The sequence below is a fragment of the Achromobacter sp. NPDC008082 genome (assembly GCF_042957345.1).
In the GTDB taxonomy this organism is placed as follows: domain Bacteria; phylum Pseudomonadota; class Gammaproteobacteria; order Burkholderiales; family Burkholderiaceae_B; genus Achromobacter; species Achromobacter kerstersii_A.
The window spans coordinates 1,441,218-1,465,315 of record NZ_JBIBIB010000001.1 but is presented as its reverse complement, the minus strand read 5'-3'; the positions used below and the strand labels follow the sequence as shown (position 1 = coordinate 1,465,315).

Annotated in this window: 19 protein-coding genes and 1 tRNA gene; 8 read left to right on the top strand and 12 right to left on the bottom strand. The window is 65.6% G+C overall.

The genetic code is table 11. The annotated features are described in order from the left end of the window. Positions 1-71 precede the first annotated feature (71 nt). From ACFZAI_RS06585 to ACFZAI_RS06570, 4 genes are all read right to left on the bottom strand, one after another. Positions 72-3,524 (bottom strand): UvrD-helicase domain-containing protein, encoded by a 3,453-nt coding sequence (locus ACFZAI_RS06585; RefSeq protein WP_391566149.1) that lies wholly within the window; start codon positions 3,522-3,524, stop codon positions 72-74. Between the two features lie 3 nt (positions 3,525-3,527). After that, on the bottom strand, positions 3,528-6,197 hold the full coding sequence (locus tag ACFZAI_RS06580) for a PD-(D/E)XK nuclease family protein (RefSeq protein WP_391566148.1): 2,670 nt from the start codon (positions 6,195-6,197) through the stop codon (positions 3,528-3,530). Between the two features lie 105 nt (positions 6,198-6,302). After that, on the bottom strand, positions 6,303-6,437 hold the full coding sequence (locus tag ACFZAI_RS06575; protein ID WP_391566147.1) for a hypothetical protein: 135 nt from the start codon (positions 6,435-6,437) through the stop codon (positions 6,303-6,305). Positions 6,438-6,590: 153 nt separating this feature from the next. Further along, positions 6,591-7,802 (bottom strand): MFS transporter, encoded by a 1,212-nt coding sequence (locus tag ACFZAI_RS06570; protein WP_391566146.1) that lies wholly within the window; start codon positions 7,800-7,802, stop codon positions 6,591-6,593. A 280-nt stretch (positions 7,803-8,082) separates the two neighbouring features. Between ACFZAI_RS06570 and ACFZAI_RS06565 the strand changes: the two genes are divergently transcribed. From ACFZAI_RS06565 to ACFZAI_RS06550, 4 genes are read left to right on the top strand one after another with little or no spacing between them, the layout of a single operon-like run. Beyond that, positions 8,083-8,394: a DUF485 domain-containing protein gene (locus ACFZAI_RS06565; protein WP_391566145.1), complete on the top strand. Its 312-nt coding sequence runs from the start codon at positions 8,083-8,085 to the stop codon at positions 8,392-8,394. Then, a complete protein-coding gene (gene actP / locus ACFZAI_RS06560) occupies positions 8,391-10,067 on the top strand; it encodes a cation/acetate symporter ActP (protein ID WP_391566144.1) in 1,677 nt (558 codons plus the stop codon). The genes ACFZAI_RS06565 and actP overlap by 4 nt, the downstream gene beginning before the upstream one ends. Before the next feature lie 28 nt (positions 10,068-10,095). Next, positions 10,096-12,051: an acetate--CoA ligase gene (gene acs / locus ACFZAI_RS06555; RefSeq protein WP_391566143.1), complete on the top strand. Its 1,956-nt coding sequence runs from the start codon at positions 10,096-10,098 to the stop codon at positions 12,049-12,051. Positions 12,052-12,058: 7 nt separating this feature from the next. After that, the gene (locus tag ACFZAI_RS06550; RefSeq protein WP_391566142.1) at positions 12,059-12,733 is read left to right on the top strand and encodes a response regulator; all 675 of its coding nucleotides are present in this window, start codon (positions 12,059-12,061) and stop codon (positions 12,731-12,733) included. Here ACFZAI_RS06550 and ACFZAI_RS06545 read toward each other — a convergent pair. Continuing rightward, a complete protein-coding gene (locus tag ACFZAI_RS06545) occupies positions 12,715-14,304 on the bottom strand; it encodes a PAS-domain containing protein (protein WP_391566141.1) in 1,590 nt (529 codons plus the stop codon). The genes ACFZAI_RS06550 and ACFZAI_RS06545 overlap by 19 nt on opposite strands. A gap of 282 nt (positions 14,305-14,586) precedes the next feature. On the opposite strand from ACFZAI_RS06545, the gene ACFZAI_RS06540 reads away from it, so the two are divergent. Beyond that, positions 14,587-14,661 (top strand) — tRNA-Arg (locus ACFZAI_RS06540). A 310-nt stretch (positions 14,662-14,971) separates the two neighbouring features. Next, positions 14,972-16,174 (top strand): D-alanyl-D-alanine endopeptidase, encoded by a 1,203-nt coding sequence (pbpG, locus tag ACFZAI_RS06535; RefSeq protein WP_391566140.1) that lies wholly within the window; start codon positions 14,972-14,974, stop codon positions 16,172-16,174. 97 nt (positions 16,175-16,271) lie between these two features. Here the strand turns inward: pbpG and ACFZAI_RS06530 are convergent, their stop codons facing one another. Continuing rightward, positions 16,272-16,661, bottom strand: coding sequence for a ribbon-helix-helix domain-containing protein (locus ACFZAI_RS06530; protein WP_391566139.1), 390 nt, complete (start codon positions 16,659-16,661; stop codon positions 16,272-16,274). A 242-nt stretch (positions 16,662-16,903) separates the two neighbouring features. On the opposite strand from ACFZAI_RS06530, the gene adhP reads away from it, so the two are divergent. After that, positions 16,904-17,929: an alcohol dehydrogenase AdhP gene (gene adhP / locus ACFZAI_RS06525; protein ID WP_391566138.1), complete on the top strand. Its 1,026-nt coding sequence runs from the start codon at positions 16,904-16,906 to the stop codon at positions 17,927-17,929. Positions 17,930-18,023: 94 nt separating this feature from the next. On the opposite strand, the gene ACFZAI_RS06520 is transcribed toward adhP, so the two are convergent. From ACFZAI_RS06520 to ACFZAI_RS06505, 4 genes are all read right to left on the bottom strand, one after another. After that, the gene (locus ACFZAI_RS06520; RefSeq protein ID WP_391566137.1) at positions 18,024-18,602 is read right to left on the bottom strand and encodes a DJ-1/PfpI family protein; all 579 of its coding nucleotides are present in this window, start codon (positions 18,600-18,602) and stop codon (positions 18,024-18,026) included. A gap of 176 nt (positions 18,603-18,778) precedes the next feature. Then, positions 18,779-19,483 carry an SDR family NAD(P)-dependent oxidoreductase gene (locus tag ACFZAI_RS06515; protein ID WP_391566136.1) on the bottom strand — a complete coding sequence of 235 codons (705 nt, stop codon included), beginning with the start codon at positions 19,481-19,483 and terminating at the stop codon, positions 18,779-18,781. Beyond that, positions 19,473-20,453 (bottom strand): Bug family tripartite tricarboxylate transporter substrate binding protein, encoded by a 981-nt coding sequence (locus tag ACFZAI_RS06510; protein WP_391566135.1) that lies wholly within the window; start codon positions 20,451-20,453, stop codon positions 19,473-19,475. Before ACFZAI_RS06510 ends, ACFZAI_RS06515 begins: the two co-directional genes overlap by 11 nt. 97 nt (positions 20,454-20,550) lie before the next feature. Continuing rightward, entirely contained in the window at positions 20,551-21,489 is a 939-nt protein-coding gene (locus tag ACFZAI_RS06505) for a dihydrodipicolinate synthase family protein (protein ID WP_391566134.1), read from the bottom strand. A gap of 142 nt (positions 21,490-21,631) precedes the next feature. Between ACFZAI_RS06505 and ACFZAI_RS06500 the strand changes: the two genes are divergently transcribed. Beyond that, positions 21,632-22,525, top strand: coding sequence for a LysR family transcriptional regulator (locus ACFZAI_RS06500; RefSeq protein ID WP_391566287.1), 894 nt, complete (start codon positions 21,632-21,634; stop codon positions 22,523-22,525). A 23-nt stretch (positions 22,526-22,548) separates the two neighbouring features. On the opposite strand, the gene ybaK is transcribed toward ACFZAI_RS06500, so the two are convergent. Together ybaK and xerD are read right to left on the bottom strand one after the other, a co-directional pair. Next, positions 22,549-23,037 carry a Cys-tRNA(Pro) deacylase gene (gene ybaK, locus ACFZAI_RS06495; RefSeq protein ID WP_391566132.1) on the bottom strand — a complete coding sequence of 163 codons (489 nt, stop codon included), beginning with the start codon at positions 23,035-23,037 and terminating at the stop codon, positions 22,549-22,551. 72 nt (positions 23,038-23,109) lie between these two features. Further along, entirely contained in the window at positions 23,110-24,093 is a 984-nt protein-coding gene (xerD, locus tag ACFZAI_RS06490) for a site-specific tyrosine recombinase XerD (RefSeq protein ID WP_391566131.1), read from the bottom strand. Between the last annotated feature and the right edge of the window lie 5 nt (positions 24,094-24,098).

Genomic DNA, 24,098 nt, shown 5'->3' with positions numbered 1-24,098 from the left:
GTTCTCTGCCTTGCTTCTTTGCCTTGGGCGCTTAACCCTGACCTACTTTCTTTACCCTTCCCTCCTGGGGGTTATGGCTGAAGGTCGATCCATGCTTTGGCTCGGGGGAAATAGAGGGCGGCTTTGGCTTTGCGGCCGTCTAGCGATGTCACTTGCGTGCAGTACCGCAGCAACTGGTCACCGTGACGTTGGCGCATTCGGGTGGCGAATGCCGGTGGGGTTTCGCCTGGGTGCGGGCGGCCGGTTTTGTAGTCGACGATCAGCCAGCCGTCTTCGGTGCTCAGCGCCAAGTCGATGACGGACACCTTGCCGGCGGCGTCGATCAGGGGCCATTCGCGGCGGGCGCCGGATTGGGATAGCAGCCATAGGCCGCGGTCATCCGCCAATGTGGCTTGCAGGGTTTCCAGCACGGCTTCCGCGGCGGCGTCGGCTTGGCTGGCGGGGATGCCGGCGCGGGTCAGTTGGCGGCGCATGGCGGGCAGGCGTTCGGCCAGGGCGTCGGCGGGCCAGGTGTGGACGCCGTCTTGGCCGATGCGGGCCAGCCAGGCGTGGGCCAGCGTGCCGATGGCGGCGTCGTAGCCGGCTTCGAGTTGCCAGGCGGGATGTTCGCCGCCATCGCCCCACGCGCCGCGTTCGGCGGCGCCGAAACCGGGGCTGACGGTGACGGTCGACAGGCGCGCCAATTGCGCGAGGCCGTCGCTGGCCACGCGCCGCAAGGGTTCGCCTTGCCATTCGGGGCCGTCAATGGCGTCGGGTTCGGCCTCGCCTTCCAATGCGGGCGGCACGGGCGTGATCAGGCATGGCCACAAGCGACCCAGCAGGCTGGCCGATGGTGGCGTCTTGACCTGACCGCTGGCCTCGTCAACCGACACGTGGCCCACCAGATGCAGGCGTTTGCGCGCGCGGGTGGCCGCCACGTACAGCAGGCGGTCAATTTCGTACGACGCCCGGCGCGCTTCCCGCGCGCCCAGATAGCGCGAGACCGGATCAGCTTCGGTTTCCGCACGCGGCTTGACCGGGCCGAAAAGCACGCGGCCGCCGCTTTGCTCGAAACGCACCAGCGGCGCCTGGTCACCCCGGGGCGCGCGATGCAAGCCATACAAGATGACCGTTTCAAATTGCAGGCCCTTGGACTTGTGCATGGTCATGATTTCGACCGCGCCTTCGTCTTCGTCCGCCGCATCGGGTGACGCGAACAGGCGCGAGATACCCGCGTCCAGCGCGGCGGGGTCGATGCCGCCGTGCGGCGCCAGACGCTCAACCAGCTGGAACAGGCTTTCGGCATCGTTCGCCACCGACAGGCCGGCATACAACGCTGGCCCGCCCAAGCGCCGCCATAGCGATTCCACCCAGGCCGCGAAGGGCATCGCGCCCGAGGCGTTGCGCTTGTCCAGCAAAATGGCCGCGACGTGGCGCAGGCGTTCGAACTCGTCGGCGCTCAAGAGCGCTTGTGCAGAGGGCGAATCGGCTGCGGCCGGCGCGGCATCGTCAAACAAGGAACCTTGCGGCGCGGTGTTGACGGCGACCGGGGCGGTGGGCGGCACGATGCGCAGCGCGCGTTCGAGCAGCACCGGCACGGGCGTGATGTGGTCATCACCGAACAGGCGCTGTAACGACGTCAGCGTCAGCCCGCAATACGGCGCGCGCAAGACCGACAGCCACGCCATCCGGTCGGCCGGATGCGACAGCGCCCGCACCAGTTGCACCAGGTCCGCCACCACCGGACGCAGCGCCAAGGGCACCAAGTCCACGGCACGGCAACGGATGCCTTCTTGCGCCAGCCTGCGCGTCAGATTGCCCAGGTGGCTGCGCGCGCGCACCAGCACCGCGACCGGATGCTTCGCGCCCTTGTGATCGATCAGCGCCTGGCGCACCAAACCCACGGCGATATCTTCGGCCTGTTCTTCAGCGGGCGCCGCGCCCGCGCGTGACCACGCGGGGTGAAAGCGCACGGCGGGGTCCGGCAGCGCGTCGTGAAAGGCGGTGGACGGGCTGTACGCGATGGCGCCCGCGGCGGCATCGCTGCGTTTGGGCAGCAGCCCCGCAAACGATTGGTTCACCCATTCCACGATGCCCGCCTGCGAGCGGAAGTTGTCGGTCAGGTTTAGGAAGTCGGGCGTCAATTCACCCACGCCGATATCGGCCACTTCCAGGAACAGCCCCACCTCGGCCTTGCGGAAGCGGTAGATGGATTGCATCGGGTCGCCCACCAGGAACAGGCTGCGGCCATCGCCCGCCTGCCAGCCCGAGGTCAGCGTGCGCAGCAAGTCCAGCTGCGTCTGGCTGGTGTCCTGGAATTCGTCGATCAGCAGATGGCGGATAGAGGCGTCCAGCTTCAGCAGCAGTTCGCCCGGGTCATCGGCGCTGCCCAATGCGGCCGCCGCGCGCTGCGCGATTTCAATGAAGTCGACCTCGCCGGTGTCGGCAAAGCGCAGGCGCAGCTGCGCCACGGCCAGCGCCAAGGTCATCAGCTGCGCGCCCAGCACTTCCCATTGCGCATCGGTGAAATGCGGCTCGGGGATATCGCGCACGGCGTTCAGGCGGCGCACCCATGGCGCCTGCGCGTCGGCCGCTTCCAGCCACGCCACAAAGGGTTCCTTGTGCGCGCACTTGGCCGGAAAGCCCAGGTTCTTGTTGACCGTCTTGCGCAAGGTGCCCGTGCCGGTCAGCAGCAGATGCGCCACGGCGCGCCATTGGTCCAGCACGTCGGCGTCAGGCGGCAGTTCGTCGGTCCAGTCCAGCAGCGCCAAGAGTTTGTTGTCGTCTTCGCCGTCCTGCAATTGCGCCGCGGCAAGACGGGCCGGGCCGCACAGCGATTCGGCCCAGCCATACGGCATGGCTTCGCAAAGCGCGTCCAGGTCTTCGCCGATGGCTTCAGCCAGCATGGCTTCCATGCCGGCGCGGTCGGAACCGTGGCGCAGCAGCGGCAGCCATTGGTCGCGCTGGCCGAGCATGTCGGCGATGGCGTCCTTGGCGGCCTGCACATCTACATCCAGATGCTGGAGCAGGATGCGCACGGCCTCGTAGTCATCCGCCAGATCCAGCGTGGCGCGCGCGGCGGCCTCATAGTGCGCGCGCGCATCGTCGGTGATCTCGGGCATGCCGCCCAATTCAGACAGCCAGGGCATGCTGCGCACCAGCCCCGCGCAGAACGAGTCGATGGTGCGTATCGCCAAACGCGCTGGGTGGTCCAGCAGGTGCCAGCCCTGCGCCTCGTTGCGCGCCAGCGCAGCGCGCGCAAGTTCCCAGCTGCGGCGTTCGTGCATGGCGTCAGGCGGCGCATCCAGCCCGCGGCGCAGTTTGCTCAGCACGCGCGCATGCATTTCGGACGCAGCCTTGCGGGTGAACGTGATGGCGACGATTTCTTCGGGCCGGTTCACGGTGGCCAGCAGCGCCAGGATGCGGTCGGTCAGCAGCTCGGTCTTGCCGGAGCCGGCTGGCGCTTGCACGAGAAACGAGCGGGTCGGGTCCAGCGCGTCGGTGCGTGCGGCGTGGTCCTGTGGCAGGCGTTCAATGTCGGCCATGGCTTAGGCGTCCTCGTCGTCAAGATGCAAACGCAAGAACGGCAATGCATCGCAGTATTTCAAATCATCGCGGCGGTAGGCCACGTTGGCCGCCACCCCCGCCACGTACTCATCGGCCAGGGCCTCGATGGCCACGCGCCAGCGTCGCCGGATGTCAGGCCAGGACAGCCCATCGAAATACTTGCTGTCGCTAGCGAGGGTGACGCCGGGCACGCCCAAGTCTTCGTCGGCCAGACCTTGCGCGGCGACTTGCCGCGCGTGAATCTGCGCCAGCACCAGGCCGGCCACTTCGCCGCCCGCGGCGTCCGCCAGCACCGACGCATAGAACGGCAGCTGCACGTTCACCGGACGGCTGCGCGACCAATCAGGTTCGGGCTTGGCGGCGGCCACGCCCGTTTTGTAGTCGACGATGACGTTGCGCCCGTCAGCCAGGCTATCGATCCGGTCAAGCCGCAGCTTCAGGTTCAGCGCGCCGCGCTGCCACTGATGATTCTTTTCGACCTGGGCAACCGCGAACGGCAGGCGCTGCGCCTCCATGTCGAGCCACGACGCGAGCACGGCGCGCGCCCGTTGGCATTCCAGCGCCCTCAAGGCCGGCGCGTAGTCCTTGAGTTCTTCGTCCGCGGCCTGCGCCACGGCCTGCTCCAGCAAGGCGGGCAAGCGGCCCGTGGCCATGACGTCATGCAGCGTTTCTTGGTCAGGCATCATGCCCCACACCAGCTCCAACGCTTTATGCAGGAACTGACCGCGCACGTTCACGGTGGCGCTGTCTGCATACGGTGCAAGCTCGCGTCCGCCCAACCGGTGCCGCACGAAGGCCCACAAGGGATTGCGCGCCTGCGTGTCCAGCACGTCCAGGCCGCCGCCCCCGCGGTTGCCCGGCGCAAGCGGCGGGCCCTGATTGTCTTCCAATGATTCCTGCGGCAAGGCGGCGGCAAGCTCGGTTGCGGCCGGCGTGAAATCCGTCAGTGCAGCAGCCGCGATCAACGGTGATGGGCGCAGTTCGCGCTCGCCATCCATATGGGCATGGCTGACGATGATGTCGGGCGCGCAACGGCACAGCGCGGCATACATGCCTTCGGCCCATTCGCGTTCGCGTTCGGGCGTGGCGCGCGGGGCCTTGGCCAGACGCAGCACCGCCAGCGGCAACAGCGGATTCGGCTTAGGCGACGCGGGCAAGACGTCGTCTGTCAGGCCCAGCATCCACACGCCATCCCAGGAGCCGCCTTCGGCTTCCAGCAGACCAAGCACGTCCAGCCGCGCCAAGGGATCGCGTTGCGGCTGGAACGACGCCGACCGCGCCACGCTTTGCAGCAGGTTCACCGCGGCCACCCCACCCAAGCGGCCAGCCGCAGGCGCCAGCGCCGAAAAGCTGCCCAGCGCATCGCCCAACGCGCCCATGACTTGATAGCCCACGCTGTCCAGCACGCCTTCGCCCGGGAAACCCAGCGCCATCAACGCGGCCTTCATGCGCAACATCCAGACGTCGCAGGTGGCTTGGCGGCCGCCTTGCGTCCAGATTTCCATGGCCTGGTTCCAGGCTTGCGCCAACGCTGGTGTGTCAGCGAGCAGCTTCTTCCATGCTTGGAGGCCGACATGCTGCACCGCCTGGCGGCGCCAGCGCGCGTCGATCGCAGCCAAGCGCGCACGGTCGTGCACATCGCTTGCGCAATGACCCGCCAGCAGCGCCGCACCCAGCACGTCCACGCCGCAGCCCTTGCCATCGGCGCATTCGGCCAGCGCCCGCAGCCACGCCAACGCGGCACGCGCCATGGGCCATTCATTCAGCGGGCGGCCCACGGCCACGTTGAAGGCATACGCCGGCGCGCCGTCGCGGCCCGCCAGCGCCTGGCTCAACACGCGCCGCGCGAAGGGTGATTCGGCTTCCAGCTGCGGCGACACAATCGCGTAACGGCCATGCGGATGCGCCTTCAATTGACTGGCCGCCCATGCCGCCGCGGCGCGCCATTCCGCGCCCTGGTCCGCAGCCTCGAATCGCCGCGCCACGGTTTCCACCCGCTGGGCATCGCGCCATTGCGCAACCGCCGTGCCTTGCGCTTCAAAGGCGCGCAGCAAGCGTTGAAAGCGCGGCGACACATCCGTGAAGCCGGCCAGCACCAGCTGCGCGGGCGTGGCCAGCCGGCCATCTTCCAGCGCGCGCAACACGCGCGCATAGCCCTGGTTCGCATCTTCGGCGTCAATGCTGGCCAGCGTTTCGCGATAGCGTTCGCGCCAGCGGGCAAAGCCGCGGTATTCGTCGGTGTCCGCGCCAGACGGCACGTGCAAATCCCATTCGTCCATCAGCAGGTCGGCGTCCATGGACAGCCGCGCCGCCTGGCTGGCGTCCAACAGCACGCGTTCGGCTTCTTCGGCGCGGATGGCTTGCGTCCACACCAATTGCGTGGCGAAACTGTCCAGCCGGTAGGCTGGCACGTCGTCGTCGGTTTCAAACGCCAGTTCGTTGGCGGACTCGGCCAGCCACGCCGACAGCGGCAGAATGCGCGGCAGTTCGCTGACCTGGCGTTCCTGGCGCAGCAAGCCCGCCAGTTCCAGCGTGAGCCGGCGCGACAGGCGGTTGTTCACCGTCAGCACCAGCGTGTCCGCGGCGGGCATGGCGCCGATGTCGGGCAACGACAAAGAGGAATAGGAAAACGATGCGTCCTGCATGGGCATCCAAAAATCGCGTGCGGGTGGCGGGCGTTGAAAATGAAAAACGACGGAGAAAACTCCGTCGTAGGATACCGCGAGCCGAGGCGGGATAAAACGCTGAAAAACCGGCTAGAAGCCGCAGAGCGCCGCCAGGTTTTCCCAATGGATCTGCATCTGCGGCGTGGTGTAGCCCCAGAACGCCAGGCCCAGCACGGCGGCCAGCGCCAACACGCCCAAGGCGCGCCAGCCGCGATGGCGTCGCATAGTGGGCTGGGGCGCTGACATTATTGATCGCTCTCCGTGTGACATTTTTGGCGCATTTAAAGTCTGATTCAAATCAAGGCAAGGCTGGGGCCGGGGCCGGGGCCGGGGTCGGGGCCGGATTCAGAACAGCATCAAGCCAAACCTTCCCCCCTATCAAGCCGACGCCGGCCGCGGTTCCACCGGCGTCACCGGCTGTTCGCGCACCGGCAGGCACAGCAGCGCAGCGATGACGGCAAGCGCCACGCCCAGCCACCAGACCATATCGTAATTGCCCGTCTTGGCGTAGGCATAGCCGCCCAGCCAGACGCCGATGAAGCTGCCCAGTTGATGGCCCAGGAACACAATGCCCGACAGCGTGGCCGCGTAGCGCAGGCCGTAGATCTGCCCGATCAGGCCTTGCGTGAGCGGCACCGTGCCTAGCCAGAACAGCCCCATCCACGCCGCAAACGCGTACAGCACCCAGGCCGACAACGGCATCGCCAGCAAGAGCAAGATGCCAAATGCGCGCATGAAATACACCAGCGCCAACAGCCGCTTCTTGCTGTGCTTGCCGCCCAGCTTGCCCGCGTAGAACGACCCCACCACGTTGAACAGGCCGATCAGCGCCACGGCGGTTGCGCCCTGCCCCGGCGTCAGGCCGCCATCGGTGACATAGGCCGGCAAGTGCAAGGTGATGAAGGCGGTATGAAAGCCACAGACGAAGTAGCTCCAGAACAGAAAGTGGAACGACGGGTGGCGCACCGCTTGCCGCACGGCGGACGCCAGCGACTGCTGCGGCCCCGACTGCGCTTGCGGACGGCCGCGCAGGAAATACGCCAGCGGCGCGGCGCAGGCCACGAACAGCGACAGCACCCACAACGCGCCCGGCCAGTCCATGCCGGTGATCAGCGCTTGCCCGGTTGGCACCACGGCGAACTGGCCCAGCGATCCGCCCGCGCTGGCGATGCCCATTGCGGTGCTGCGGTAGGCCGGCGGCACCGCGCGCGCCACCACCGGCAAGATCACCGGGAACGTGGTGCCCGCCTGCCCCAGCCCGACCAGCACGCCCGCGCTCAGGTACAGCGTGGTTTCGTCGGTGGCGAAGCGCGTGCCGATCATGCCCAGCATGTACAGCACCGCGCCCAGCGCGATCGTGCGGCCCGAGCCGTAGCGGTCGGCCAGGATGCCCATGAAGATACAGGCCACGCCCCAGACCAGGTTCTGCAAGGCGAACGCCATGGAAAAGACGTCGCGGCCCCAGCCATGCGCCAAGCCCATCGGCTGCATGAAAAGACCAAAAGTGGCGCGCACGCCCATGGCAAGCAGCACCACCAGAGTGCCCAGGATGAGGGTGCGCGTGGAAATCGAATCGGTTTGGCTAGACATGAAACCCGTGTCTCGTTGTTGTGTGGGTCTGTGTCCCCTCCTCGGGACAGCTTTCGACATCTTATACAAATCGCCCCGGGCGAACCGGCAATAGCCATGCTGGCGCATCGCACATTTCGGGAGGCGTTTGGCGGCCATCCCTAGGGCGTACCCCTACGACTAAGGTCGTGTGTCGGGCAAAGCGATGCGTCTCTATATTGGGCAGAGGCCCGCCCGGCATCACCGCGCGGGCCGCCCCGGACTGGCATGCCGTCCGGCAATAACAACAAGGAGACCCCACATGCCCTCCCAACAACCTCAGGTTGCCGCCGTCCTCCGGCATCCCAAATATCAGGAATTACTGCGCCGCCGCAGCCGCACCAGCCTGCTGTTCTTCGCCATCGCCAGCGTGATCTACGCGGGCTTCATCCTGACTCTTGCGTTCGACCCGGTCTTCTTCGCGCGCCCCCTGCCGGGCATGACGATGAGCATCGGCGTCCTGACCGGCACGCTCGTCGTGTGCAGCGCCGTGGTGCTGATCTCGGCCTACGTCCATATCTCCAATACCGTCTTCGACCCTCTGCTTGCCGCCATCATCAAGGACGTGTCATGAAAAACAAGAAACTGGGCGCCGCATTGATCGTCGTGCTGGGCTGCGCGCTGGCAGGCGCCGCGCGCGCCGCCACGACCGCGCAAACCAGCACCTCCGCCATCGTCATGTTCCTGGTGTTCATTGCAGGCACCATGGGCATCACCTACTGGGCGGCCAAGCGCACGCACACCACCTCTGACTTCTACACAGCGGGCGGCGGCTTGTCGGGCTTTCAAAACGGCTTGGCCATTGCGGGCGACTATCTTTCCGCGGCCTCGTTCCTGGGCATCGCGGGCATGGTCTACGTCAGCGGCTTTGACGGCATGATCTACGCCATCGGCTTTCTGTTCGGCTGGCCGGTCGTGATGTTCCTGATCGCCGAACGGCTGCGCAACCTGGGCCGCTACAACTTCGCGGACGTGACGTCGTTCCGGCTGGCGCAGACGCCGATGCGCGTGCTGGCCGCCAGCGCGTCCTTGCTGATCATCGCGCTGTACCTGATCGCGCAGATGGTGGGCGCGGGCAAGCTGATCGTGCTGCTGTTCGGGCTGGACTACAACATCGCCGTGCTGATCGTGGGCTCGCTGATGATGATCTACGTGGCCTTCGGCGGCATGACGGCCACGACCTGGGTGCAGATCATCAAGGCCGTGCTGATGTTGTTTGGCGCCACGCTGATGACGGTGCTGGTGATGGCGGCCTTTGAATACAGCCCCGACGCGCTGCTGGCCGAAGCGACGCGCGTGCATCCGTCGGGTATGGAACTGTTGGCGCCGGGCGCCGAAGTCAGCAGCAATCCGCTCAATGCCTTGTCGCTGGGCATCGCGCTGGCGTTCGGCACCGCCGGGCTGCCGCACATCCTGATGCGCTTTTTCACCGTGTCCAACGCCAAGGAAGCGCGCAAGTCGGTCATCTACGCCAGCTCCTTCATTGGCTACTTCTACCTGCTCACCTTCATCATTGGCTTCGGCGCCGTGGCATTGCTGCTGCGGCATCCCGAGTATTACGTGACGGGCGCGGACGGCAGCTTCGACATGATGAAAAGCCTGATCGGCGGCACCAACATGGTGGCCGTGCATCTGGCCAACGCCGTGGGCGGCAACCTGTTGCTGGGCTTCCTGGCGGCCGTCACCTTCGCCACCATCGTCGCGGTGGTGGCGGGGCTGGCGCTGGCGGGCGCGGCGGCCATCTCGCATGACTTGTACGCCAACGTCATCGCCCGTGGCCGCGCCACCGAGCGCCAGCAGATGCGCATCTCGCGCTTGTCCACCATTGCGCTGGGCATCATGGCCATTCTGCTGGGCATCGTGTTCGAAAACCAGAACGTGGCCTTCATGGTGGGACTGGCCTTCGCCATTGCCGCCAGCGCCAATTTCCCCGTGCTGGTGCTGTCGATTTCATGGCGCGGCTGCACCACGCGCGGGGCCACCATCGGCGGCTTTCTGGGGTTGGCCTCGGCCACGGTCTGGGTCGTGCTGAGCAAGACTGTATGGGTGGATGTGTTCGGCTTCGCCACCCCCATCACCCCGTTTCCCAACCCGGGCATCTTGTCCATCCCGCTTGCCTTCCTCTCGATCTGGCTGTTCTCCAAGCTGGACCACAGCCCGCGCGCCCAGCAGGAAGCCGCGGCGTTTGACGCCTTGACCGTCCGCAGCCAGACGGGCATAGGCGCCAGCACCGCCGTCGCCCACTAACCCCCACTAACCCCACACCGGAGCCACCATGGAACCCATCCGCGATCTCTATCCCGTGCCGCAGGGCTTTGCCGGGCCGGACACGGTGACGCAGGATCAATACCAGGCGAACTATGCCGAGTCGCTTGCCGATCCAGAAGGCTTCTGGGCAACCGCGGCGCAGCGGGTGCAGTGGTATCGCAACCCCACGCAAATCCGCGACGTCAACCTGGATGCCGATGACTTCCGCATCCGCTGGTATGCCGATGGCGAATTGAATGTCAGCGTGAATTGCCTGGACCGGCATCTGGAAAAACGCGGCGACAAGGCCGCGCTGATCTGGGAATCTGACGACCCTGACGAGCCCGCCCAACGCATCACGTACCGCGCGCTGCACGCCAAGGTCTGCAAGATGGGCAACGCGCTGCGCCGGCAGGGCATCGGCCGGGGCGACCGCGTCACGATCTACCTGCCGATGATTGTCGAGACCGTTGCCGCGATGCTGGCTTGCGCGCGCATCGGGGCCGTGCATAACGTGGTGTTCGGCGGATTCGCGCCGGCATCCATTGCCGACCGCGTGCGCAACTGCGGCGCCAAGGCCATCATCACCGCCGACGAAGGCCGCCGCGCCGGCCGCCCCATTCCCTTGAAGGCCAACGTGGACGCCGCGCTCGACATGCCGGGCATGGAAGGCGTGCGCACGGTGCTGGTGGTGAAGCACACGGGCGTATCCGTCCCGATGAAGGCCGAACGCGATTACTGGCTTGACCGCCTGATGGACCGCGAGGCGGACGAGTGCATTCCCGAACGCATGAACGCCGAAGACCCGCTCTTCATCCTGTACACCTCAGGCAGCACCGGCAAACCCAAAGGCATGCTGCACACGACGGGCGGCTATCTGGTGTATGCGTCTTACACCCACGCCGCCATCTTCGACATCCGCGACAGCGATGTGTTCTGGTGCACGGCCGACGTGGGCTGGATCACCGGCCACAGCTATCTGGTGTACGGGCCGCTCGCCAACGGCGCAACGTCGTTAATGTTCGAAGGCGTGCCCAGCTACCCGGACGCCTCGCGCTTCTGGCAAGTGGTCGACAAACATCAGGTCACCATCTTCTACACGGCCCCCACCGCCATCCGCGCGCTGATGCGCGAAGGCGCCGAACCCGTGCGGCGCACGTCGCGGCAATCGTTGCGCTTGCTGGGCAGCGTGGGCGAACCCATCAACCCCGAAGCGTGGCGCTGGTATCACGATGTGGTGGGCGACGGCCGCTGCCCTATCGTCGATACGTGGTGGCAGACAGAAACGGGCGGCATCCTGATTGCACCGTTGCCGGGCGCCAAGGCGTGCAAGCCCGGCGCGGCCAGCATGCCGTTCTTCGGCATCCAGCCCGAGTTGGTCGATGTGAAAACCGGCACGGTGATTCAAGGGCCGGGCGAAGGCAACCTGTTCATCCGCGGTTCGTGGCCGGGGCAAGCACGCACGGTGTATGGCGACGAGCAGCGCTACATCCAGGGCTGCTTCAAGGACTACCCCGGCATGTACTTCACCGGCGACAGCTGCCGCCGCGATGAAGACGGCGATTACTGGATTACCGGCCGCGTGGACGACGTGCTTAACGTCAGCGGCCACCGCATCGGTACGGCTGAACTGGAAAGCGCGCTGGTGTCGCATCCGAAGGTGGCCGAAGCGGCAGTCGTGGGCTTCGCGCACGACATCAAGGGCCAGGGCATCTACGTGTATGTCACGTTGAAAACCGGCACATCGCAGTCGGACAGCTTGCGCCAGGAACTGGTGGCGCACGTGCGCCGCGAGATCGGGCCCATCGCCACGCCCGACCATCTGCAATGGGCGCCCAGCCTGCCCAAGACGCGCTCGGGCAAGATCATGCGGCGCATTCTGCGCAAGATCGCCGAGAACACCATCGATGACTTGGGCGACATCACCACGCTTGCCGATCCGTCCGTTGTGCAAGCGCTGGTGCGCGAACGGCGTGTGGCATGATCGCCCGATGCCTGTTCTGCTTATTGCCGACGATCACCCGCTGTTCCGCGACGCCCTGCGAGGGGTGATCGATCGGGTGATGCCCGGCGCCGTTATTCATGAAGCCGACCAGATCAGCGCGCTTTACGATCTGGTCGACTCCTGCCCCGATGCCGACCTGCTGCTGCTGGATCTGGACATGCCTGGGTCGTCCGGCCTGGGTCCGCTGATTCATCTGCGCGGCCAGCAGCCGCAACTGCCGATCGTCATCGTGTCGGCGCATGAAGATCCGCTCTTGATACGCCGGGCGCTGGCGCATGGCGTGATGGGCTTCATCCCCAAATCGTCCGATGCCGAAACCTTGGGCGCCGCGCTGTTGCATGTGCTGGAGGGCGGCACCTGGCAGCCCGAGGCCGGCTACGGCGCCACCGGGCCAGCCCGCGCAACGGCCGCGCCGTCGCCGGAAAAGTCATTGGCGGCCAGCGTACGCGAACTGACGCCGCAGCAATTCCGCGTGCTGCAAATGGTGGGTGCGGGCCTGTTGAACAAGCAGATCGCCCATGAGCTGCGCGTGTCCGAAGCCACCATCAAAGCGCACATGACTTCCATCATGCGCAAGCTCGGTGTCACCAACCGCACGCAAGCGGTCTTGATTGCGGGCCGGCTGGGCTTGAACACCTGGCGCTATGGCGCCAAGTTCTGATTGCGCAACTGCGCGGATAAAAACGCGCGCAGCGAGGCGGGTTTGACTGGTTTGGCCAACACCCGGTAGCCGCGCAGTCGCGCCGCGTGCTTCAGGGCGTCGCCGCCGTCGGTCGACAACAATGCGCCGCGCACGCCAGGCGTAGCCGCGCGCAACACGTCCAGGCTGTTGAGGCCGTCCAGCCGATCACAGAGGTGATAGTCGACCAGCAGCACATCGGGTTGATGGCGCATCAGCGCCAACGCGTCGTTCAGGCGGGTTGCACACAGCACGCTGGCCTGCCAACGTTCCAGCAAAGCCTGCAAGCCGCTTAAATGATGGGGGTCATTGTCCAGGCACAACACACGCAGACCTTGCAAGGACGCGGGCGGCAAAGGCGCAAGCGGCATCGTTGCCCCGCCCGACCAGGGCGCAGCCACGCGCGGCACGCGAATCGTGAACACACTGCCGCGATGCAGTTCAGACCGGACATCCAGCGTATGCGCAAGCAGCATCGCAAAGCGCCGGCAGATGGACAGGCCCAGCCCAAAGCCCTGTCCGCCGCGGCTCAAGGGCTGCTCATAGCGGTGGAACTCGTCGTAGATCCAGCGCAGCTGATGCGCCGGAATGCCCGGCCCCGTGTCCCACACTTGCAGCGCGACCTCACCGCCACGAGGCCGCGCGCACAGCAGGATGCGGCCGCTGTGGGTGTAGCGCAGCGCATTGGCCAGCAGGTTCTGCAACATGCGCCACAACAGGCGCGGATCGCTGCGTATAAAAATTGGGCCACGGGCATGCAGGCGCAATTGCAGGCCGGCGCGCAGCGCCAGTTCGCCGTACTGGTCGGCCAGTTGGAGCAACAACGGTTGCACGTCGAAGTCGCTTAACGCCGGTTTGAGCGCGCCGGCATGCAGACGGGAAATATCCAGCAGGCCGTCCAACAGTTCTTCCGCCGCACGCAGTGACGTATTGATTCGCTCGGCCAGATGACGTTGCGCTTCGGGTTTGTCCTCGTCGTGCAAGGCCGAGGCGAACAGGCGCGCGGCGTTGATGGGTTGCAGCACGTCATGGCTCACCGCCATCAGGAACTGGGTGCGCGAGCGTTGCGCAAGCTCGGCCTCGCGCTCGGTGCGTTTGAAATCCGTGATGTCGCTGTAACTGGTGACATAACCGCCACGCGGCAAGGGCCGGCCGTGCCACTCCAGCACCCGGCCCGAGCGCAGCGTGCGCTGGTTGCGATAGGCCGACCCCGCCTGCATGAAAGCGATCCGCCTGCGAACCAGTCTTTCAATGTCCAACCCCGGCCCCGCGCCGAATTTGCCGCGCCGCGCATTGAAGCGGATGACATCGGCCACCGGGCGTCCCACCCGCAGCAGCCCCTCGGGGTAATCGAAGAAGCGCTGGTATTGCCGGTTCCATGCCACCAGCCGCATCTTCGCATCGACCACGCTGACGCCTTGCTCCAGATTTTCCAGCGCGGCGCGCACATCGGGCGCCCGGCCGCCTGCGCGCAGGCTGGGCGCCAGCCGGACAGCGGCCAGCCCCAGCGCGGCGAAGCTCAACAAGGCAAGCGCAAGCCAGCCCAGCATCATGGCGCGTGTCTCCTGCGTTCAGGGAGGGTGCCGCGGGCGGTTCGTTTTTCTGATCGTGGGCCGGCGGCGTTGCGGGCATTATGCCGCCGGCACGGCCACGCGGACGGCCTTCGCCCAATTTTCAGACTGGTCCTAAATTTGACGCAGGAATCGCGCCCTGATTTGGGGCTTGCTGCGGCTGCTGATAGACTTGCGTCCTGCTCGGACTGCCGCGCCCGCAGTGATAAACTCTGGCCCGGAAGATTCTCTGCAATATCAAAACGTTAGTGTCGTTTTGACTGTCTCGCCGTAGTTAAATGGATATAACCGGCCCCTCCTAAGGGTCAATTGGTGGTTCGATTCCACCCGGCGAGGCCATCCTCCGGCCTCGATCCCGACGCCTGCCCCCCAAAAATTTTCCGCACGTTCAGCCAGATGAGGGTTAATCCGGGCTACGCTCACGCGCCTTGCGCCGTTAGCTTCTCATGTCGCGCCTTGTGACGAATTGAAGCGACGTCAATACGTCACCGATATTTTTTTCAGTCATCATTGCGAATCGCCTTGCGTACAACTTAATGTGCTGTTTAAATTCGACGCGTAAGCCCCTAATTCATCTGGACTTTTCCTGAACCGACGTCCCGCCGGCTTAAGAAATACTTCTTCACAGACTGACAAGCCTGCTCAAACCATGGCATTTTCCTGGAAACGTGCAATTGCGAACGCGGTAGCGCCGGCGGCGCTGGCGCTGTGCGCGCTCCTGCCCCCTGCCGCGCAAGCCGCAAAGAATTCCGACCCTTGCAAGACGAACGCCAAATCGGCGGCCTGCAAGGCGCAACAAGCCAAGAAAGCTCCTGCTCCGAAAGCCGCCTCTGGCAAGAGCTCGGCCGGCAAACAAGCCGCCCCTGCCGCCAAGAAAGCCGCGCCCCCCAAGTCTTCCTCCACCGCCAAGAAGGCGGCCCCGCCCAAGGGCGGCAAGCAAGCAGCCGGCAAGGCCACGCCGCCCAAGAAGACGGCCGCCGCCTCGGGCAAGAACGGCAAACCGAACAAACCCGCCGCCACCCGTGGCCGCTCGGCAGCCGCCGCGTCTGCCGCCATGCCGCCGCCCGCGGCATCCGTGCGCGCCGAAGCCGCCGCGCTGCGTTCCAGCACCGCCTATGTGCAAGACCTGGAAACGTCGACCGTCCTGTTCGCCAAGAATGAAAACGTGGTGCGCCCCATCGCGTCGATCTCGAAGCTGATGACGGCGGTGGTGGTGGTTGACGCCAATCTGCCGATGGATGAAATGCTTGAAATCACCGACGACGATGTCGATGGTCTGAAGCACACCACCTCACGGCTGCGCGTGGGCACCAAGCTGTCGCGCGGCGACATGCTGCATCTGGCGCTGATGTCGTCCGAGAACCGCGCCGCCAACGCGCTGGGCCGCCACTACCCGGGCGGCTTGCCTGCTTTTGTCGCGGCGATGAACGCCAAGGCGCAAGCGCTGGGCATGACCAGCACGCACTTCATTGAGCCGACTGGCCTGTCGAGCAATAACGTGTCGTCGCCGCATGATCTGGCCCGCTTGCTGCGCGCCGCGTCGCAGCGTCCGCTGATCCATCGCTACTCGACCGACACCGAGTACGACGTCGAGATCAACAACCGCACGCAGACCTTCCGCAACACCAACCTGCTGGTGCGCAAGCCCGACTGGGACATCAAGGTCTCCAAGACGGGCTACATCAACGAAGCGGGCGAATGCCTGGTGATGCTGGCCCGCATCAATGGCCGCGATCTGGCCATCGTGCTGCTGGACTCGCAAGGCAAGCTGTCGCGCATCGGGGATGCCGTGCGCATCCGCCGCATTGTGCAAAGCGAAGTCGCGCTGGCGTCGATTCAGCCGGGCGGTTGAACCGGGCGGTTGAACGAGCGGTTGCCTTGGCGCTATCCGCAAAAAAAGGCCCGATATGCATTGGGCCTTTTTTCATGGGCGCGCGGGCGGACGCGGACTACGCCGCCACCGGCCGCTTGCTGCGCAAGGGTTTGGCGTCATACATCGAGGCCGGCAGCCCTTCCAGCACGGCTTGCGCGTTTAACGACCGGATCGGCACCGCCGCATCCGGCGGAATGCGGCCATCGGCCTGCAACAGCTGATAGCGCAGGCAACATACGCGCAGGAAAGAGGTGAAGTTGGCGGCCTCGCCGCGGTACTCGATGAGTTCGTCGTACAGGCGTTCGATCAACTGCGTGACGCGCATGCCGTCACGCCCCGCAATTTCTTCCAGCACCTGCCAGAACAACTGCTCCAGCCGCAAGCTGGTCGCGACGCCATGCAGGCGCAGCGAACGGGTTTCGGGCGCGTAGGACTGCTCGCTCGCGCGGATGAAGATTTCACACATGAGAGCTCCTGAAGCGGGCCGGCGCCGCACGTAAGCGGCGCGTCGTCGGTGGATCACTGTACGACGTTTGCCGCGCGGCCTGCAAGACGCGGCGCGCCCTAGGCCTTTCGGGGCCGAACCCCGCCATTCTGCAACGACACGTTTCCTGACAGCCATCCATCCCGACTCGGTTGATATAAATCATGGACTCGAAAGTGTGAGCGTTCGAGCATAGTGAAACTGATCAGACTTCGGAGGCAGAGATGGACAAGACCATGAAGGCCGCAGTGGCACGCGCATTTGGCAAACCCCTGGTAATCGAAGAAGTCGCCGTACCCCGACCCGGTCCGGGTGAACTGCTGGTGAAGATCGAAGCCTGCGGCGTGTGCCATACCGACTTGCACGCCGTCGAAGGCGACTGGCCCGTCAAGCCCAATCCCCCTTTCATTCCCGGCCACGAAGGCGTGGGCCACGTTGTGGCGGTGGGCGCGGGGGTCACGCACGTCAAGGAAGGCGACCGCGTGGGCATCCCGTGGCTGTACTCCGCCTGCGGCCATTGCGAACACTGCCTGGGCGGCTGGGAAACCCTGTGTGAACAGCAACAAAACGCCGGCTACTCGGTCAACGGCGGCTTTGCCGAATATGCGCTGGCCGCCGCCGATTACGTGGGGCTGCTGCCGAAAAACGTAGGCTTCGTCGACATCGCCCCCGTGCTGTGCGCGGGCGTCACCGTCTACAAGGGCCTGAAGATGACAGACACCCGCCCGGGCAACTGGGTGGTGATTTCGGGCATTGGCGGGCTGGGCCATATGGCGGTGCAATACGCCAAAGCCATGGGCCTGAACGTAGCCGCTGTCGATATCGACGACGCAAAGCTGGACCTGGCGCGGCGCCTGGGCGCGGAAGTCACCGTGAACGCCAAGACCACCGACCCCGCCGCGTACCTGAAGCGCGAAATCGGTGGCGCGCATGGGGCGCTGATTACGGCCGTATCGCCCAAGGCCTTCGAGCAGGCGATGGGCATGGTGCGACGCGGCGGCACCGTGGCGCTCAATGGCTTGCCGCCGGGCGACTTCCCGCTGTCGATCTTCGACATGGTGTTGAACGGCGTTACCGTGCGCGGCTCCATCGTGGGCTCGCGGCTGGATTTGCAGGAGTCGCTGCAATTCGCCGAGGAAGGCAAGGTGCACGCCACCGTCGCCACGGAACGCCTGGAGAACATCAACAGCGTGTTCGACCGCATGAAAGCTGGCCAGATCGAAGGGCGCATCGTGCTTGATTTCGCGTGATGGCGGGCGCGGCCACCGCGCCGCGCCGCCCGCCACGCACAAGGGCCTGGGGCGGCAACCGCCCCAGGCCCTTGTTTCTATTCACACCCAGCAATCAGTGCGAGATCTTCGTGCCCAGCACCGCCAGGAACTGCGCCAACCAGGCCGGGTGCGCGGGCCATGCAGGCGCCGTCACCAGGTTGCCATCGGTGTACGCCTGATCGATGCCGATTTCGGCATAGGTGCCGCCGGCCAGACGCACTTCGGGTGCGCAAGCCGGGTACGCCGAGCACGTGCGGCCTTTCAGGATGCCGGCGGCGGCAAGCAGTTGCGCGCCGTGGCAAACCGCCGCGATAGGTTTACCGGCCTGATCGAAATAACGCACGATATCCAGCACCTTTTCGTTCAAGCGCAGGTATTCCGGTGCACGGCCGCCCGGAATCACCAAGCCGTCGTAGGACGCGGGCTCGACGCGAGCGAAATCAAAATTCAGCGCAAAGTTATGACCGCGCTTTTCGCTGTAGGTCTGGTCGCCTTCGAAATCGTGAATGGCGGTGGCGATGGTGTCGCCCGCTTTCTTGTCCGGGCACACGGCATGCACCGTATGCCCCACGGCCAGCAGCGTCTGGAACGGCACCATGGTTTCGTAGTCTTCGGCGTAATCGCCGACCAGCATCAACAGTCTTTTGCTCATGAATGTCTCCTTGGGATGGGGGATGGCGGCCGGTTACGCGCCCAGCGGGGTGGGACCCGGTTCTTGATGTTCTAGCGGCCATTGTGCCCCCGTCCGGAAGACGGATGGTGGTAATGGGATACCACGGGGGGATACCGTGGGGGCGATGCCGCGGGCTCCCATTCCAGGCCGCACGTTCAGCGCGGCAGTGATGCGCCGCCGCAGATGGCGATGTCCTGGCCGGTGATGGCCGCCGCCTGTTGCGACAGCAGAAAGTGCACCAATGCCGCGATTTCCCCGGGTTGGATCAACCTGCCGATCGGCGGCATGCGCGGTGCGCTGGCCACGCGCGCCGGGTCTTGCAGCATGGCCGTTTGCGTGGCGGCTGGCGACACCACATTCACCGTCACTCCATCGGGCGCCAATTCAGCGGCCCAGCTGCGCGCCAGCGCCACCAGCGCGGCCTTGGACGCGGCGTACTGACTGCGCCCGGGCATACCCTGCGCCACGCGGCTGCCGATCAGCACCACGCGGCCGTCGCCGCGCGCGGCCATCTCGGGCGTCAACAACTGCGACAGCCGGACGGCGACATCGACGTGCAACTTCCACATGCGTTCGCCGTCGGCGGGGTTCATCTGCGCCAGGGGTCCCACCCGTAATACGCCCGCGGCATGGACCAGGGCGCGCGCATCCTTCAGCGGTTCCAACGCCTGCCGCGTGGCCGGCTCGTCGCACAGGTCGACAGTAATGTGGCGATACGCGGCGTGCTGCGCCACGGCGGGTCCGATGTCCAGGCCGGCCACCTCCCATCCCGCGTTCAGCAGATGCTGCACGATGGCCAGGCCGATACCGCCCGTGGCCCCGGTCACCACGGCCAGACCCGCATTGGGCTTACTCGACATGGATGCGCCCCTCGTCCACGATTTTGCGCGAGCGCGCCATGTCGTCCTTTTGAAATCGGGCGAACTCGGCGGCCGAGCCCGGCGTCAACGTCACGCCAAGCGCCTCGTATTTGGCCGTCATGCCCGAAGCCAGGGCCTTGTTGACCTCGGCATTCAGTTTCTCGACCACGGACGTGGGCGTGCCGGCTGGCGCCCAAAGCCCGTACCAGCTATAGAACTGATAGCCGGGCAGGACTTCGCTGACGGTGGGTACGTCGGGCAGATTGGGCAAGCGCGATTCGGACGTCACGGCCAGAATCTTCAGCATGCCGCTCTTGTAGTACGACACCGCGCCCAGCACGGGGTCGATGAAACCATCGATGCGCCCGCCCACCAAGTCTTGCAGCGCGGGCGAAGTGCCGCGATACGGAATCACCGTGTAGTCGAGCCCGCCCTGCCGCTTGAGCAGCTCCGTGGCCAAATGGCCGGCCGACCCGATGGAGCCCACCGCAAAGGTGAGCCGGCCGGGGTTCTGTTTGGCGTAGGTCAGCAAGCCGGCCAGATCGGTCACCGGCAGATCTTTTTTCACGGACAGCGACAACGGCGCCTTGCCCGCCAAGGCTACCGGCACAAAGTTTTTGTCGACATCGAACGGCACCGACTTCATCGTCATCGGCGCGGTCGTGAAGGTAGAGGCGTTGAACAGCAAGGTGTAGCCATCGGCCGATGATTTGGCCACGACGTCGGCGCCGATGATGCCATTGCCCCCCGACCGGTTCTCTACGATGAAAGTCTGCCCGGTCTGCTCGCTGAGTTTCTGCGCCAGATCGCGGCCCAGCATGTCCAGCGTGCCGCCTGGCGGAAAGGGAATCACGAACCGAACCTGGCGCGAGGGATAGCCGTCCTGCGCATGGACCTGCGCTTGCATCAGGCCGCCGGCCAGGCCGGCGCACAGCGCAACGACGGCGCGCAACGCGATTCTTCTTTGCATGATTTGTCTCCTCTTATTGATTGTCGGTTGCGGCATCGTGCGGGGGTATGGCGCCAGGCCATCCGCCGCTTGCGTGCCGCCCCGCGTGCGGACGGCGTTAGCGCGCCAGCAGATTCGCTTGGGACAGCGCCGCGCGCAAGGCCTGCATGTCGGCATCGCCGGGCGCTTCGGTGGGCGGACGCACGGTCGCGTTATCCAGCACACCCGCCAGGTACATGCCAGCCTTCATGCGCGCATGCGCTTCGCCGGTGGGCTCGCCGCCGCCGTACACCGCGTCCTTTAGCGGCGTGATCAGCGCCTGCACGCGCTGGGCGCGCTTCAGGTCGCCCGCCTTGACGGCTTCCCAGAGATCAATGATCAGTTGCGGAATGAAGGTGGCAAAACCAACCAGAGCGCCGTCCACGCCCTGCACCATCGACGCCAGCAGGTATTCATCGTGGCAGGTCAGGATGGCCTTGGACGCATCCGCATCCCGCAGCGCCTGGATGTCCCGCGCATATTTGTTCATGTCGCGCTGCCCCACCTTGAACGCCTGCACATAAGGCAAGCGGGCCAGATCCGCCAGCAGTTGCGACGAATACGACGCGCGCGTCCAGGCCGGATACACGTGGCAGACCAGGTCCAGGTCGGGCGCGGCGTCGTGAATGGCGCGGAAATAATCCAGGGCATGGCCGGGCGTGAAACCAAAGCGCAGCCAATGATGGGGCGGCATGACGTCCAGCGCGGCGGCCCCCGCTTCACGCGCGGCGCGGGCGTGTTCCGCGGCCTCGGCAATGCCTTCGCAGACGATTGACGAAATCACCGGCAACTTGCCGCGCAGCTCGTCGGCCACAATGCGCGTGACCTGCGTGCGTTCGGCCGGCGTCAGCGAAAACACTTCGCCCGTGTGGCCGTTGGTCATGACGGCTACCACGCCGTCATGCTCGGCCAGCCACGATGCCAGGCGGCGCAGCGCGGGCTCATCGATGCGGTGGTCGGCGGTGAAGGGGCAGGAAATTGCCGGGATAATGCCGCGGTAATTCGAGATGGAAGGCATGCTTTTGTCTCCGTATCTTGTGCGTGTGGGAATGGCTTTATGATCGCGGTAGCCCCTTGCGGCCGTCCAATACTCGAAATGCATAGAATTATTTTTGCTGCGGCGCACACACCTCATGGGACCCGGAAACCGACCTTTGGACATGAACTGGCTGGAAGACTTTTGCGCTCTGGCCGAGACCGGAAGTTTTTCACGCGCGGCCGAAGCCCGCGCCATCGCGCAACCGGCATTCAGCCGGCACATTCGCGCGCTGGAAGAATGGGTGGGCGCCGATCTTTTCGACCGCAGCACGCACCCCACTGAGCTGACCGCGGCGGGCCACAAATTCCTGCCGCTGCTCAAACAAGTGATGGCCGACCTGGAGGCCGCGCGCATCAAGGCGATGGCCGCGCACGCCCAACACGGCGCCAGCCTGCGCTTTGCCGCGACGCATTTGCTGGCGTTGACGTTTTTTCCCAAATGGCTGACACGGCTGGAAGCCCATATGGAAGTCGGCGCTATCCAGATGATGTCCGACAGCTTCCAGGCCTGCGAAGACCTGATGGCGCAACGCCGCGTGCAATTCCTGCTGTGCCACCGTCATCCGCAAGTGGCCAGCCGGCTGGACGAGATCGCTTATCCGAAGGTATGCCTGGGCGCCGACGTGCTGGTGCCCGTCAGCGCGCCTGCCGCCCACGCGCAGGGCGAACCGGCGCATCGCCTGGAAGGCGGCGATGCGGTGCCGTTCCTGGCCTATGGGTCGACATCGGGGCTGGGCCGCATCGTGGCCAGCCAATTGCGGCACAAGCCAATGCCCGCCGAACGCATTCAGACGACGTTTGTGGGGCCGCACGCCACGCTGCTGCGGTCCATGGCGATACAGGGCCGTGGCATTGCGTGGCTGCCCGACATGCTGGTGCATGACGATTTGCAGCAAGGCAAGCTGGTTCGCGCCGGTGGACCGGAATGGGATATCCCGCTGGAGATCTGCCTGTTCCGGCAACCCACCGACATGGCCCCGGTGGCTGAAAACTTGTGGGCGCTGGTGAACGCATAATCCGCACGCCCGGCCGCCCACCTTTATTCCAGCGCCACCGACACGGGCTTTGCCCCCAGCACGGTGACCAGCACGTTCGGGTCGATGCCGATCAGGTAACCGCGCCGCCCGCCGTTGATATATACAACGGGGTACTCCAGCACCTCGGCTTCCACCCAGACCGGCATTTTCTTGCGCGTGCCAAACGGCGACGTGCCGCCCACCTGATACCCAGAATGCCGCTGCGCGACTTCAGGCTTGCAGGGCTCGACTTTCTTCAGGCCCGCCTGACGCGCCAGATTCTTGGTGGAGACCTCGCGGTCACCATGCATGACCACGATCAGCGGCTTGGCGGATTCGTCTTCCATCACCAGCGTCTTCACCACCGCATGCGGGTCCAGGCCCAGCTGGCGCGCGGCCTCGCCCGCGCCGCCGTGATCCACATAGTCATAGGTGTGTTCCGTGTAGGCCACCTTGTTCTGCTTCAGCATTTGGGTGGCGGGCGTTTCGGAGACGTGGCGGGCTTTGCTCATGAGTAGGCCGGATGAAAAAAAGAAAAGTGTAAGACAGCGTGAACGATGACGATGCGCAGATCAATGCGCGCATCAGCCGCGCGGGTGGTGCGCCGCATGCAGCGCCTTCAGGCGTTCGCGGGCAACGTGCGTGTAGATCTGGGTCGTGGAAATATCCGCGTGGCCCAGCAGCATCTGCACGACCCGCAGGTCGGCGCCGTGGTTCAGCAAGTGCGTCGCGAACGCATGGCGCAACACGTGCGGCGACAGCGGCGCATGGATGCCCCCCAGCAGCGCGTACTTCTTCACCAACTGCCAGAAAGCTTGGCGCGACATGGCTTCGGCGCGGCCCGTGATGAAGAGCGCATCGCTTTGGCGCCCCGCCGCCAGCTCGGGCCGGGCGGTCTTCAGGTATTGCTCGATCCAGTGCGCGGCCTCGGCGCCCAGCGGCACCAGGCGGTCCTTGCCGCCCTTGCCCAGCACCACGCGCACCACGCCTTCATTCAGGCTGACGTCCAGCGCGCGCACGCCCACCAGTTCAGACACGCGCAAGCCGGTGGCGTACAAGGTTTCCAGCATGGCGCGGTCGCGCAGCCCGCGCGGCTGGGTGAGGTCGGGCGCGCGCAGCAAGGTGTCCACTTGCGACTCCGACAGCGTCTTGGGCAGGCGCGGCGGCTGCTTGGCGGCGATCAAAGTCAGGCAAGGGTCGCGTTCGGCGCGGTGTTCGCGCAAGGCCCAGGCATAGAAGCGGCGCAGCGCGGCCAGTCGGCGGTTGGCGGTGGTGGCGCGCGTTTCTTCGTGGCGGAAGGCGAACCAGGCTTCGATGTCGGCTTTGCCGGCGTCGCACAGCGTCTTGGCGGGGCCGGCGGGCAACGCATGCGCCGAGGCGGCGTCGCCGTAGCGGTCGGCCATTTCGCGGGCATAGGCTTCGGGGTCTTCCAGCCAGCGGGCAAAGCCGGTCAGGTCGCGGCGGTAGGCGGCCAGCGTGTTGGCGGACAGGCCGTCTTCCAGCCAGACGGCGTCGATGAAGGCGTCGATGTCGGCTTGGGAAGCCAGCGGTGCTTTCAGGGTGGACATATTGC